The sequence below is a fragment of the Marinobacter sp. AC-23 genome (assembly GCF_001858325.1).
In the GTDB taxonomy this organism is placed as follows: Bacteria; Pseudomonadota; Gammaproteobacteria; order Pseudomonadales; family Oleiphilaceae; genus Marinobacter.
This window is the reverse complement of the sequence record NZ_MBPP01000025.1, coordinates 57,495-69,719: the sequence shown is the minus strand read 5'-3', so window position 1 is coordinate 69,719 and position 12,225 is coordinate 57,495. Positions and strand designations below refer to the sequence as shown.

10 protein-coding genes and 2 pseudogenes are annotated in these 12,225 nt (G+C 55.4%); 9 read left to right on the top strand and 3 right to left on the bottom strand.

Annotation, left to right across the window (positions count from 1 at the left end):
• The first annotated feature begins 50 nt into the window (after nucleotides 1-50).
• From BCA33_RS20810 to BCA33_RS09645, 5 genes and pseudogenes are all read left to right on the top strand, one after another.
• A complete protein-coding gene (locus BCA33_RS20810) occupies nucleotides 51-320 on the top strand; it encodes a DUF1206 domain-containing protein (RefSeq protein ID WP_217632649.1) in 270 nt (89 codons plus the stop codon).
• Entirely contained in the window at nucleotides 320-550 is a 231-nt protein-coding gene (locus tag BCA33_RS20805) for a DUF1206 domain-containing protein (protein ID WP_217632648.1), read from the top strand. The genes BCA33_RS20810 and BCA33_RS20805 overlap by 1 nt, the downstream gene beginning before the upstream one ends.
• 101 nt (nucleotides 551-651) lie before the next feature.
• Nucleotides 652-1,659 (top strand): NAD(P)-dependent alcohol dehydrogenase, encoded by a 1,008-nt coding sequence (locus tag BCA33_RS09655; RefSeq protein WP_071265343.1) that lies wholly within the window; start codon nucleotides 652-654, stop codon nucleotides 1,657-1,659.
• Nucleotides 1,660-1,716: 57 nt separating this feature from the next.
• A pseudogene (locus BCA33_RS09650) lies at nucleotides 1,717-2,336 on the top strand (flavin reductase family protein).
• A 61-nt stretch (nucleotides 2,337-2,397) separates the two neighbouring features.
• Nucleotides 2,398-3,606, top strand: a complete 1,209-nt coding sequence (locus tag BCA33_RS09645) for an MFS transporter (RefSeq protein WP_071265341.1) — start codon at nucleotides 2,398-2,400, stop codon at nucleotides 3,604-3,606.
• 28 nt (nucleotides 3,607-3,634) lie between these two features.
• Here the strand turns inward: BCA33_RS09645 and BCA33_RS09640 are convergent, their stop codons facing one another.
• Together BCA33_RS09640 and BCA33_RS09635 are read right to left on the bottom strand one after the other, a co-directional pair.
• A complete protein-coding gene (locus BCA33_RS09640) occupies nucleotides 3,635-5,518 on the bottom strand; it encodes a monovalent cation:proton antiporter-2 (CPA2) family protein (RefSeq protein ID WP_071265339.1) in 1,884 nt (627 codons plus the stop codon).
• A 94-nt stretch (nucleotides 5,519-5,612) separates the two neighbouring features.
• The gene (locus BCA33_RS09635) at nucleotides 5,613-6,713 is read right to left on the bottom strand and encodes a mandelate racemase/muconate lactonizing enzyme family protein (protein ID WP_071265337.1); all 1,101 of its coding nucleotides are present in this window, start codon (nucleotides 6,711-6,713) and stop codon (nucleotides 5,613-5,615) included.
• A gap of 179 nt (nucleotides 6,714-6,892) precedes the next feature.
• On the opposite strand from BCA33_RS09635, the pseudogene BCA33_RS22770 reads away from it, so the two are divergent.
• From BCA33_RS22770 to BCA33_RS21715, 4 genes and pseudogenes are all read left to right on the top strand, one after another.
• Nucleotides 6,893-8,109 (top strand): annotated as a pseudogene (locus BCA33_RS22770) (polyhydroxyalkanoate depolymerase).
• Nucleotides 8,110-8,255: 146 nt separating this feature from the next.
• Nucleotides 8,256-8,999, top strand: a complete 744-nt coding sequence (fabG, locus tag BCA33_RS09625; RefSeq protein ID WP_071265335.1) for a 3-oxoacyl-[acyl-carrier-protein] reductase — start codon at nucleotides 8,256-8,258, stop codon at nucleotides 8,997-8,999.
• 93 nt (nucleotides 9,000-9,092) lie between these two features.
• Nucleotides 9,093-10,316, top strand: a complete 1,224-nt coding sequence (locus tag BCA33_RS09620) for an alpha/beta hydrolase (protein ID WP_254774311.1) — start codon at nucleotides 9,093-9,095, stop codon at nucleotides 10,314-10,316.
• The gene (locus BCA33_RS21715) at nucleotides 10,292-10,813 is read left to right on the top strand and encodes a hypothetical protein (RefSeq protein WP_254774310.1); all 522 of its coding nucleotides are present in this window, start codon (nucleotides 10,292-10,294) and stop codon (nucleotides 10,811-10,813) included. The genes BCA33_RS09620 and BCA33_RS21715 overlap by 25 nt, the downstream gene beginning before the upstream one ends.
• Nucleotides 10,814-10,903: 90 nt before the next feature.
• Here the strand turns inward: BCA33_RS21715 and BCA33_RS09615 are convergent, their stop codons facing one another.
• The gene (locus tag BCA33_RS09615; protein ID WP_083394707.1) at nucleotides 10,904-12,208 is read right to left on the bottom strand and encodes a diguanylate cyclase; all 1,305 of its coding nucleotides are present in this window, start codon (nucleotides 12,206-12,208) and stop codon (nucleotides 10,904-10,906) included.
• Between the last annotated feature and the right edge of the window lie 17 nt (nucleotides 12,209-12,225).

Below are 12,225 nucleotides of genomic sequence, written 5' to 3'. Positions count from 1 at the left end.
ACAGCCCTGAAAGGGGCATTATGACACTGACACTTTATATAAGGAGTGGAATGGACAGCGCCCTCGCCCTCTTTGCCCGCATTGGATACGCCGCCCGCGGCATCGTTTACCTGTTGGTCGGTGGGCTCGCCGCATTGGCAGCAGTTGATCAAGGCGGCCAGACCACAGGAAGCAAAGGCGCTCTGTCACAGTTGCTGACAGCGCCGATGGGCAAACTACTACTGGCGGCATTAAAAGCGCAAGAGCACAGTTTGGTCGTCATTTTGACATGCCACCTCAAACCCAACGGTGGGCCTACCCCGTATGCCGGTTTGGATTAATGATTCGCGGTTTGGTGTTCGTGGTCGTCGGCCTATTTTTTATTATTGCGGCCTATCACGTAAATCCGGAGGAAGCCGGCGGCATAGCTGAGGTATTTGACACGTTTCGCAGGCAACCCTTCGGAACATTCCTTATGGGGTTTGTCGCCGTCGGGCTATTCGCGTTCGGTGCGTACAGTATGCTGGAAGCGTTTTATCGCCGCGTGAATCCGGTGTCCGGCACCGACTGACTCACAATGAAACTGTCATCGCGCAACTCACGAATGTCCCGATGGCGATCGCAACAAGTACAGGTAATAGATTAAAATCAATTGTAGAGGAGGCCATTGAAATGAAGCGCATTACTCTTTCCAAACCGGGCGGACTGGACCAACTGCACCTGGATGACGGACCGCCGCCAGGCGAACCGGGACCAGGCGAGATGCGCGTGCGCATTCATGCCTGCTCCCTTAACTTCCACGACTACGCGGTAGTCGCCGGAGCAATCCCGACTGAAAACAACCGCATCCCCATGGCAGATGGCGCCGGTGTTGTGGAAGCCGTCGGCCACGGTGTGGCCGAATTCAGGGTTGGTGACCGTGTAGTGTCAACCTTCTTTCCCCAGTGGCTGAATGGGCCCGCACCCATTGATGATTTCACTACCACTCCCGGCGATGGACAGGATGGTTACGCACGTGAGCAGGTGATCCGCCCGACAAACTGGTTTACCCACGCGCCGAAGGGCTACAGCCACGCCGAAGCCGCCACACTCACCACCGCCGGCCTGACCGCCTGGCGTGCATTGGTCATCAACGGAGGCCTGAAAGCCGGCGATACCGTCCTGACCCTGGGTACCGGCGGCGTGTCCATCTTTGCACTGCAATTTGCAAAAATGATGGGCGCACAAGTGATTTCCACTTCGTCCTCGGACCAGAAGCTGGAACGGCTCAGAGAGCTGGGTGCAGACCACACTATCAACTACAAAACGACACCGGCTTGGGGCGAGAAGGTCCAAAAACTGACCAATAGGCAGGGCGTCGACCATGTCATTGAGGTTGGTGGCCCCGGCACACTGCCGGAATCCATTGATGCCGTACGCATTGGTGGCCACATCTCACTGATAGGCATTCTTACCGGTCGGGCTGGCGATGTGCCAACCGCAAAACTGATGGCCAAACAGGCCCGCCTGCAGGGCCTAATTGTAGGCAGCCGGGCTCACCAGCAAGAGATGATTCGCGCGATCGAAGCCAACGACCTGCACCCGATCCTCGACCGTTCCTTTGCACTGGAAGAGATTGCTGATGCCTTCCGCCATGAGGAATCCGGCAAGCACTTCGGCAAAATCTACCTGGAGTTCTAACCTGGGCCAACTTGTAAAACCGGCTTAATTCCTTTGCAGCCCCCTAAAGAGCGCTTTATGCCAGAAGATATCCATTTTTACGAACCCGCCAGTGGCCACGGGCTGGCCCATGACCCGTTCAACGCCTTGGTGGCGCCGCGCCCGATTGGGTGGATATCATCCAGAAGCCGTGACGGTGTGCTTAACCTTGCGCCCTACAGCTTCTTCAATGCTTTCAACTACCATCCTCCCATCGTCGGATTCTCCAGCATTGGCTACAAGGACTCCGTCCGCAATGCTGAAGAGACCGGCGAGTTCTGCTGGAATCTGGTGACGCGCTCACTCAGTGAGGCCATGAACAAAACCTGCGCCGCGGTAGGGCCGGAAGTTGATGAATTTGCCCTCTCTGGCTTGGCGCCAAAGCCTCCCGGGTTATCTCGGTGCCGCACGTAGCGGAAAGCCCGGTAACCCTGGAATGCCGGGTTACCCAGGTGCTCCAGCTTGCGGGCGCAGATGGGCAGAAAGTGGACACCTGGATGGTATTTGGTGAGGTGGTCGGTGTGCATATCGCGCAACACCTGCTTAAAGATGGAATCTACGATACTGCTGCGGCAGAACCGGTAATGCGAGGCGGCGGACCAGCCGACTACTTTACAGTGGACGGGTCACAAAAATTTCAGATGTATCGACCTGGTTAGATCCTGGTAAACCAGAGACCGAAACGGGCAAAGTAATCTAGGAGATCTTTACCAGACCATCATGCAAGCATCAACCACTCACACAGACCCACGCAGTTTATCAACATTCCTGGCTTTTCTTGGCGCCGCTTTCTCATTTAGCGTCGTGATGATCGGTACCACCATGCCGACTCCGCTCTACCCGATTTACCAGGAAGCGTTCGGGTTTTCCCAGTTGATGATTACCATTATCTTCGCCGCGTACGCTTTCGGTGTGATTGCCGCACTGGTGATCACCGGGCGCTGGTCCGATCAGCTGGGCCGCCGGCCGCTGTTACTTGGTGGCCTGGTGTGTTCGATTATCAGTGATCTGGTTTTCTGGCAGGCCGATGGACTGGCGATGATCCTTGCTGGCCGTGTGCTTTCTGGCCTCTCCGCCGGTATTTTTACCGGCACCGCGACCGTGGCTGTGCTGGAGTTGGCACCGCCACACTGGCGTGAGCGGGCAACGTTTATTGCCACCGCCGCGAATATGGGTGGGCTGGGCCTTGGGCCTATGCTTGCGGGCGCACTTTCGCAATACCTGCCCTCGCCGCTGGTGCTAACCTATTTGATACACATCGCGCTTGCCACGCTGGCGCTCATCTGTGTTTGGTGGGCACCAGAAACCGTAAAAAAACCAACGCACCCAAAGCTTTCACTACAACGCTTGAGCGTGCCCCCGGAAGTACGCGGTGTGTTTGTGCCCGCCGCCATTGCGGGTTTTGCGGGTTTTGCGGTGTGTGGTTTTTTCACCTCGATTGCGCCGGCAATGATGGGCAACGTGCTGGGTTATGATAACCGGCTACTGATCGGTGTTGTCGCAGGCAGCATCTTTATTGCCTCAACACTCGGCCAGCTTTTGCAGGGAAAATTGCCACTGCACCTGCGTTTACCAATCGGGTGCGCTACGCTCGTTGCTGGCGTTACGCCGGTGGCGCTCGGTATCCATGTGCAGTCGCTCGCCCTGTTCATGGCGGGCGCGGTAATCGCCGGCATGGGTCAGGGCATCGCTTTTCGCGCTGGCATGGGTGCCATAGCTGCGGCCAGTCCTCCATCGGAGCGCGCAGCGGTCACCTCAACCTTTTTTATTGTTGCCTACATCGCCATCTCAGTACCCGTGATAGGCATCGGCTTAATGGCCAGCGTGCTTGGCCTTAAAACAACCGGCGTTATATTCTCCGTCTTCGTCGGCATTATGGCAGCGCTGGCACTGTTGATTCTGCTAAGGCGTGGCCGCGATACAGATTGATTAAAAGATAAGCGCCTGCGGTTTTTATTCATTTAGCGGGCGGCGTCCAGACCGGGACATCCTCAGGCCTTGGCTCTTCCCAGTTCCCGTGCATAGTGCTGCTTAGCGCCTCTTCAAGCTTCATGAACAGCTCGCCATAGCGTGGGCTGAAATTAATGCCCTCCTCTATTTCTTTCCACGCCTCAAATAACTGCTCCTCATGAGCCTGCTCATTTTCAACAAACGCCCAGGTCATCTGTTTCGCTCGCATCGGATGCACGCCCACAGCCGTGAGGGCATGGCCACCAAGCTCCAGAGCAGAATGGTAGGTCTCGCTCATCACGTCGTCAGCACCCGCTTCCCGAAGCTGGTAGCCGTGGCCACGGTCGAACGCACGCGCCAGCACCCAGACACCCGGGAAGAAATGCTTTACATGTTTTACCATCTTTACGGCGCGATCCCGGTCATCAATGGCCACAACCAACAAGCGCGCCTGCTCAATACCGGCCTTTTCCAGCAAATCGGGCCGGCTGGCATCCCCAAAGAAGCTCTTGATGTTAATTTGACGAACATTTTCAATCTGCTCGAGTTCGTGGTCGAGCACAACAATGGGAACGTTATTGGCCCGCAGTAAGCGGCAGACAATCTGTCCAAACCGCCCCACCCCGGCCACAATGACCGGTGCCTGCTCATCAATGGTGTCCGCTTCCCGTTCATCGTTCCTGGAGCGTCGGTACCGTGGAAGTACGATGCGGTCGTAAACGATGAACAACAGTGGCGTGAGGAACATGGACAGTGCGACAACCAGCGAGAGAATCTGAGAGATCTCTGGCGGAATCACATTGCTTTGCACGCTATAGGTGAGCAACACAAAACCGAATTCCCCCGCCTGCGCCAGCCCCAGGGTAAACAGCCAACCGTTGCTGCTGCGAATCCCGAACATCTGTGCAAGGACCAGCAGGATCAGTGCCTTGACTGCAATCACAGCCGCGCCCAGTGAAGCAATGGTGCTCCACTCTGCCACCAATACCTCGAAGTTGATTCCAGCACCCACTGTGATAAAAAACAGGCCCAGTAACAGCCCCTTAAACGGCTCAATATTGGCTTCCAGCTCGTGGCGGAACTCACTGTTAGCCAGTACCACACCTGCCAGAAAGGCGCCAAGGGCCGGAGAGAGATTTACGAGGCTCATGAGCGCGGCAATACCAATAACCAGCATCAGCGCCGTGGCGGTGAAAACCTCCCGCAACCCGGACTTCACCACATAACGGAACAATGGACGGCTCAGGTAGTATCCGCCAACAATAACCACCGCGACTGCGCCCACAACAACCAGAGCATGTGCCCAGCCCGGCAGGCTGGCCACCAGGCTCAACCCCCCTTCGGGACCAGATTCAGAGCCAGAATCACCCTTCAGGCCCGGCAACGCCAGTAGCGGGATCAGGGCAAGCATGGGAATAACAGCGATATCCTGAAACAGCAACACAGAAAACGTATTGCGTCCGCCCTCTGTCTTCGACAAGCCCTTCTCTTCCAGGGTTTGCAGCACGATCGCGGTAGACGACAGCGCGAAAATAAGGCCAACCGTTAGCGCCGTCTGCCATTGAAGCCCAAGCCACCAAGCCACCGCCATCCCGGCGCCAGCCGTCAACGTCACCTGTAAACCGCCAAGACCCAAAAGGCGAACCCTCATAGCCCAAAGCGCCTTCGGATCGATTTCCATACCAATCACGAATAGCATCATCACAACACCAAATTCAGCAAAATGCTGAATCGTGCTGGTTTCCTGTCCGACAAGCCCCATAACCGGCCCGATCACCACACCCGCAACCAGATAGCCCAACACGGAACCCAGGCCAAAGCGTTTTGCCAAAGGCACTGCGATCACGGCAGCCAAGAGATAAATAAAGGCCTGAATGAAATAAGCGGTCATAGATCAGAGCTCAAATAATCTGGGGGTTTGTATAACGCGAAAGTCTCTGGCGAAAAAACCGGCCGTTCCAACAGTACTGTCAAAATCGGCCAACTTACTCATACACATCAAGCAGCGTCAGCTGCTCAAAATCCGGAACCACACCCAACCCCGGGCGATCACTGAGGGTCATCTGGCCGGAAGAAACGACAGGCGCTCCGGTTGCCAATTGGGAGGTATTGTAATTGTGGAGATCCGTTGTGGTCAGCAAAGCTTTTGCAGGGGTGCTGGCAGCCAAATGCGCGTAGGCTGCCGTGGCTATACCACTGCCCCAGGCATCTTCAATGGTCATGGCTATGCCGGCATCCACGCACACGTCTCTAATGATCCGTGACGGCGTCAGACCTCCGACCCGACTGACCTTCAGAGCCATAGCGTCCATGGCATCGTCGCGCAAGGCCCGTTGCACGTCGGCCAGGGAGTTCAGGCTTTCGTCCAGTTTAACTGGATGGCGAATTCGACGGCGAACCGACAGGCACTCCTCGTAGCTGTAACAAGGCTGCTCAAGATAGATCTCCAGATCTTCAAGCGCCCGCGAGAAACGCACCGCTTCATCCTGCCGCCAGGCCCGATTGATGTCGCACATCCAAAGCTCGTCTGCATGTTTGACCTTGCTCAGAGCGCGAACGAGATCGATATCTTCCTCAACACTGCGCCCCAGCTTGATCTGAATACGACGAAACCCTTCTGACCGAAACTGGCGCAAAGATTCTTCCATCTCATCCGATTCCGCCAATGGAACATTTCGGTGCAGCGGCATAGACGGCGAAAGCAGCCCGCCGAGCAAAACGTAGACTGGCAGCCCAGTATGCTTGCCCAACAAATCCCAGCAGGCAATATCAATGGCCGCCTTGGCAACCGCATGCCCGGTCAGCGCCTGGTCCATGCATTCGTGGATACGCGTGAGGTGCGTGGGATCCTCACCTATCACACTGGGCGCCAGCATCGACAGGCAAGAAGGAACCCCCTCAGAAAAAGCCGCCATATAGTTAGGGCCGCAGGGGCAAACTTCACCGTAGCCATGCAGCCCCGTATCCGTGGTCACCACCACCACTGTACTGGTAAACACCCGATGCGATCTTCCTCCCGCAAAGGCATAGGCCTTACCCGCGTAAGTTAAATCTGCGGTATACACCGCAATACTCTCAATACGCATGTCGCACCTCCTCGCCCGGTAGCGTTCAGTATCTTTTCAGCATAGTAGTCGCAGACTTATGGCGCCGATATTTCCTTACCCAAATTTCGATTCATCAAAACCATGTTAATGTATCTGTCACGGCCCCCTAAGGCTTACTGGGAAAATGCCGCAACCCAGAACTCAAGCAGGACAATGCCATGATGTACTTTGCCCATGAGATAGGCCGCGCCGCGCTGAAGCCCATACGCATGCTAACCGGCGCCCAGAGCACCCTGCTCCAGCACCGTCTGAGCCCTTTATCCCGCATTCCCGGGGCACGCAGCGTTGCCTCAGCCTACGGTGTATTCGAAGACCTTACTCGCCGCTACCCAAAGCCTGCCTTCAATCTGCCCACAACCGAATGTAACGGCGAGCAAGTCGCCGTTCATGAAACCATTGTAAAACGTAAACCATTTGCGCAGCTCAAACATTTCCAGCGCGACGTGGCGCGGCCTGATGACCCGAAATTGCTGATTATTGCGCCTCTATCTGGCCATTTTGCGTCGCTGCTGCGGGGCACTGTAGAAGCCATGTTGCCGGATCACGACGTATACATCACCGATTGGCGCGATGCGTGCCGGGTTCCGCTGTCTGAGGGCGATTTTGGCCTCGACGATTACATCGACTACGTTGTCGACTTCATCAGCCACATAGGGCCCGACACTCACGTGTTGGCGGTCTGTCAGCCTGTGGTCGCGGCACTCGCTGCAACCGCCATTATGGCCGAGGATGGCCACCCCGCGACACCTCGCTCGCTGGCGCTGATGAGCGGCCCTATAGACGGCCGTGTCGATCCCACCGCGCCCTGCAAACTGGCCACCGAGCACAAATTGGCGTGGTTCAAACACAACCTGGTCCATCCGGTACCCGCGCCCTACCCCGGAGCCATGCGCAAGGTTTATCCCGGATTCTTGCAACTGGCAGGTTTGTGAATATGAACCTCGACCGCCACGTTGATGCCTATCGCGGGCTATTTAGATCCATTCGCGATGATAAGGCCGAGAAGGTCAGTCGGCACCGCGACTTCTATGACGAATACCTGGCGGTGATGGATCTGCCAGCAACGTATTATCTGGATACCATTCAGCGTGTCTTCCAGGAATTTCACTTGGCGCGGGGCTGCTTCAAGCACCGCGGGCGCCTGGTGAACCCAGCCGCGATTCACGACACCGCCCTGATGACGATCGAAGGCGAGAAGGACGATATTTCCAGCCCCGGACAAACCCGGGCCGCCCACGATCTGTGTGTCAATATACCTGAATCCCGCCGTCTGCATCACTTGCAGCCGGGTGTTGGCCATTACGGTGTATTCAACGGCAGCCAATGGCGCGAAGCTATTGCGCCGCGGTTACGGGATTTCATCCGTGCGACGTGACCCATTGATTTTCTGCTGATTCCTTGTTAAGCGGCGGGGCCTCTGCTAGCTTGAAATAGAGCCCTTCTCGCAGCATTTCCCTGCGTAGGCGTGATGTTTTAATAATCAAAATAATTAAGTGCCAACATCATCTCAAGGAGAGTGCCATGCAAGACCTCAAAGGTAGAGTGGCAGTGGTGACCGGTGGATCTCGTGGCATCGGTCGACACATCGCACTTCAGCTTGCCCAACGCGGCGCCGACGTCGCAATCAACTACCGATCGCGCCAGTCCGATGCAGACGAAGTCATCAAGGAAATTGAGGCCACCGGCGTCCGGGCAATGGCCATCAAAGCGGATCTTTCAACGATGCCTGCGGCACGGGGCATGATCAAGAAGGTGCACGAAGACTGGGGCCGCATCGACATCCTGGTTAACAACGCCGGTATCACCCGCGACAAGTCCATGAGAAAGCTCACCGATGATGACTGGAACGAGGTTCTCGATACCAACCTGGGGAGTGTCTACGCAACCTGTTCCGAAGTGCTGAACATCATGTTGGAACAGAAGTACGGGCGCATCATCAATATCACTTCTTTCGTCGGCCAGGCGGGTAACTTCGGGCAAGCCAACTACGCCGCCAGCAAGGGTGGCATCATTGCGTTCACCAAAACCCTGGCGTTGGAGGCGGCCAAGCACAACATTACCGTTAACGCCATTGCTCCTGGCTTTACCGAGACCGAAATGCTCGCTCAGGTTCCTGAGAATATACGCGAACAGATCGTTGCCAGGGTGCCAATGGGCCGTTTTGGCCAACCGGAGGAAATCGCCCGAGCCGTCGTGTTCCTGGCAGCAGAAGGAGACTACATCACCGGCCAGCAGATTAACGTTAACGGCGGCGTGTATATGTAACACCACGTCTTGGTAGACGCATCGAACACCTGCGTCCGTTGTCGTTCCTGATACTTCTACGGCCCCAGTGGCCGTAGAGCGGAGACTGCGTAAATGTCTGAAAAACCATTTAAAATTACATCCTCCACCGAGTTCGAGCCCGACGTTGTGCCCCAGTCCCTGATGCGCGCAAGCATACATGGCGGTAATATTGTAAAACGCTCGATTATGCGCCGGTTGCGTGGCAGCCCGCCCAGCCCGGTCAGCGTCAAAAGCATAGCCAAACCCTTTATTTCTCTAACCGGCAAGCTCGTAACCCAGCCAGACACTCTGATCCTGGCCCAGATGCGTCTTGTCAGGGACAGCTCTCGATTCGGGTGGGGGTTACTGACCAGCGGTTTGCGAAATAAGCCACTGGACGTAGCGGAGCCAGAACCCGGTGACGGGCGCTTTCGCGATCAGGCCTGGAGTGAGGCGATGGCGTTCAACGTCATCAAACAGGCATACCTGCTGTCGAATCGCTGGATCATGGACACCGTCAACGATGTACGAGGCCTGGACAACCACACCCGGCGCAAATTGCGATTTTTTACCGGTCAGATGACCGACGCTTTGGCACCGAGCAACTTCATCCTGAGTAACCCAGAGGTGCTGCGTGCAACAATCCAGAGCCGGGGGAAAAATCTGCTGCGTGGTTTGGCCAACCTACTACGTGACATGGATGAGGGCGAGGGCCCTATGCCCTTCCGAATGTCGGATCCGGACGCCTTTAAAGTTGGTGAAAATCTGGCCACCACCCCAGGCGACGTAATTTACCAGAACGATCTAATGCAACTCATTCAGTACCGACCAACCACCGAAACCGTCCATCGGCGCCCGCTGCTGGTGATTCCACCGTGGATCAACAAGTACTATATTCTTGATCTGGGTGAGAAAAAATCGTTCATCCGTTACTGGGTAGAGCACGGCCACACTGTGTTCGTCGTGTCCTGGATTAATCCAGGACCAGAGCTGGCCCACAAGACCTTTGAAGATTACATGCTGGAGGGACCAATCGCCGCCATGGATGCCATTGAGCAAGCCACCGGCGAGCGTGAACTCAACACCGTCGGGTACTGTATTGGCGGCACCCTCCTCGGCTGCACCCTGGCTTGGCTCGCAGCGCGGGAAGACAACCGGGTTAAAAGCGCAACCTTTCTCAATAGCCTCATGGACTTCTCAGAGGTCGGCGACCTCGAGGCGTTCATCGATGAGACTCCGTCAGCAAACTCGAGAAAGCCATGGAAAAGCAGGGCTGTCTTGAGGGGGCCTCAATGGCGACGGCCTTCAACATGCTGAGGGCCAACAGCTTGATATGGTCATTCTTCGTCAACAATTACCTTCTGGGGCGCGATACTGCACCCTTCGATCTGTTGTACTGGAACTCAGACTCCACCCGCATGCCGGCGGCTATGCACAGCTTCTATCTGCGCAACATGTACCTGCACAACCGACTGCGGGAGCCTGGTGGTATTGAGCTGGCAGGCACACCGATTGATCTGGGAAAGGTTAAGGTACCAAGTTACTTCGCATCCGCCATCGAGGATCACATCGCCCCCTGGATCTCATGCTACCAGGGCTCCCGGTGCCTGGGCGGCCCGGTGCGCTTCGTACTCGGCGGGTCGGGACATATCGCAGGCATCATCAACCTCCGGATCGAAAGAAGTATGGCTACCGCCTTCATAAAGACAGCAACCTGGATCCGGATGCCTGGTTACGTCGCGCCAAATCGTTCGAAGGCTCCTGGTGGCCTGATTGGGTCACTTGGGCGGAGCAGTTTGGTGGTGGCGAGGTGAAAGCTCGTGCCGCAGGTGAGGGAAAACTGCCAATAATTGAACCGGCGCCCGGTGCCTATGTGCAGGATTTGCCAGCGGCAAGCTAGCCAATCACGCCGCAAATTCGCCAGTAGAGAAAAAGCTGACACTGTTCGTGCCTGAGATTTTGGCAGCATACATCGCAGTGTCGGCATTTCTGATTAAATTAACAGATGTAAGCCCGTCGGCTGGGAACATGGCTATGCCAATGGATACACCTATCTGGAGTGTTTCTCCATGAAAATCTATTGGCTCACTAATCGATCTGACAATACGGTTCGCGACATCAGCAATCTCATTACTCGCTTGAGGATTGTCGAGGATGAATATGAACTCATCGCCACCCACACGGGCCACGGTATCGGATCGTCGCACCAGAGCCAGAAGCTTATTCGCAACAGTTTTTAACAGGTCGTCGCCTACATGATGGCCAAGCTTGTCGTTAATGAGCTTAAACCCATCAAGATCGAGAAACATCAGGGCAAAGTGGTTCTGCTCAAGATCCGCATGGCGAAGCTTTTGATCCATGCGATCCATCAGCAACGTACGGTTAGGCAAATCGGTCAACGCGTCGTGAAAAGCCAGGTGCTTAATATGTTCATCTTTGCGCCAAAGCGCCGTAATGTCGCTGAACACCGACACATAGCGCACGGGCTCACCATCCTCGCCAAGCACCATGCTGATAGTCATGCGTTGCAGATAAAGGTCCCCGTCTTTACGACGATTCCATATCTCGCCGTGCCAGCGGCCATCCGCTTCTATAGCCTCCCACATGGAGGCATAAAACGCATGGTCGTGCCGGTTGGATTGCAGAATACGGGGTGTTTGGCCAACGGCCTCATTCGCTGTATATCCCGTTATATCAATGAATCCCGGGTTAACGGACAAGATAGTTCCATCAATATCAGTAATCAAAACACCATCAAGCGTATTCTCAAAAACACACGCCGCCAGCTTGAGTTTCGCCTCAAGCTCTTTGAGAACCGTCACTTCACTGGCCTGAATGGAAAACCCTATGACCGTACCATCGGCGTCAAAATCAGGAATATAGTGACCAATGATATGGCCAACGCTGCCATTGGATTTTTTCAGCGTACGCTCAAAGCGCTGTGGCACACCAGCTAACACTAAACGTATATGAGGCTCATTCAGCGCAAACAATTGCTCACTTACCAGATCCTGAAACCGGATCCCGATTACATCTTCCGGCGATATGCCAAACCATTCACTATAAGCGTTATTGGCATAGCGGCAACGTAAATCCCTGCCCCAATAGCCCATCATATTGGGCGTGCTATCCATAATGGTTTTTATGAACTGCTCGCCCTCGGCAATGGCCGCACTAACCTTCTGCCCTTTGTCATTTTTTTCTCTCATGGGTTACCACTGGACAT

Bases quoted from the DNA above. Each gene is read 5' to 3' on its own strand.
- BCA33_RS20810 (WP_217632649.1), top strand. From the start codon at position 51: ATGGACAGCGCCCTCGCCCTCTTTGCCCGCATTGGATACGCCGCCCGC.
- BCA33_RS20805 (WP_217632648.1), top strand. From the start codon at position 320: ATGATTCGCGGTTTGGTGTTCGTGGTCGTCGGCCTATTTTTTATTATT.
- BCA33_RS09655 (WP_071265343.1), top strand. From the start codon at position 652: ATGAAGCGCATTACTCTTTCCAAACCGGGCGGACTGGACCAACTGCAC.
- BCA33_RS09645 (WP_071265341.1), top strand. From the start codon at position 2,398: ATGCAAGCATCAACCACTCACACAGACCCACGCAGTTTATCAACATTC.
- BCA33_RS09640 (WP_071265339.1), bottom strand. From the start codon at position 5,518: ATGACCGCTTATTTCATTCAGGCCTTTATTTATCTCTTGGCTGCCGTG.
- BCA33_RS09635 (WP_071265337.1), bottom strand. From the start codon at position 6,713: ATGCGTATTGAGAGTATTGCGGTGTATACCGCAGATTTAACTTACGCG.
- fabG (WP_071265335.1), top strand. From the start codon at position 8,256: ATGCAAGACCTCAAAGGTAGAGTGGCAGTGGTGACCGGTGGATCTCGT.
- BCA33_RS09620 (WP_254774311.1), top strand. From the start codon at position 9,093: ATGTCTGAAAAACCATTTAAAATTACATCCTCCACCGAGTTCGAGCCC.
- BCA33_RS21715 (WP_254774310.1), top strand. From the start codon at position 10,292: ATGGCGACGGCCTTCAACATGCTGAGGGCCAACAGCTTGATATGGTCA.
- BCA33_RS09615 (WP_083394707.1), bottom strand. From the start codon at position 12,208: ATGAGAGAAAAAAATGACAAAGGGCAGAAGGTTAGTGCGGCCATTGCC.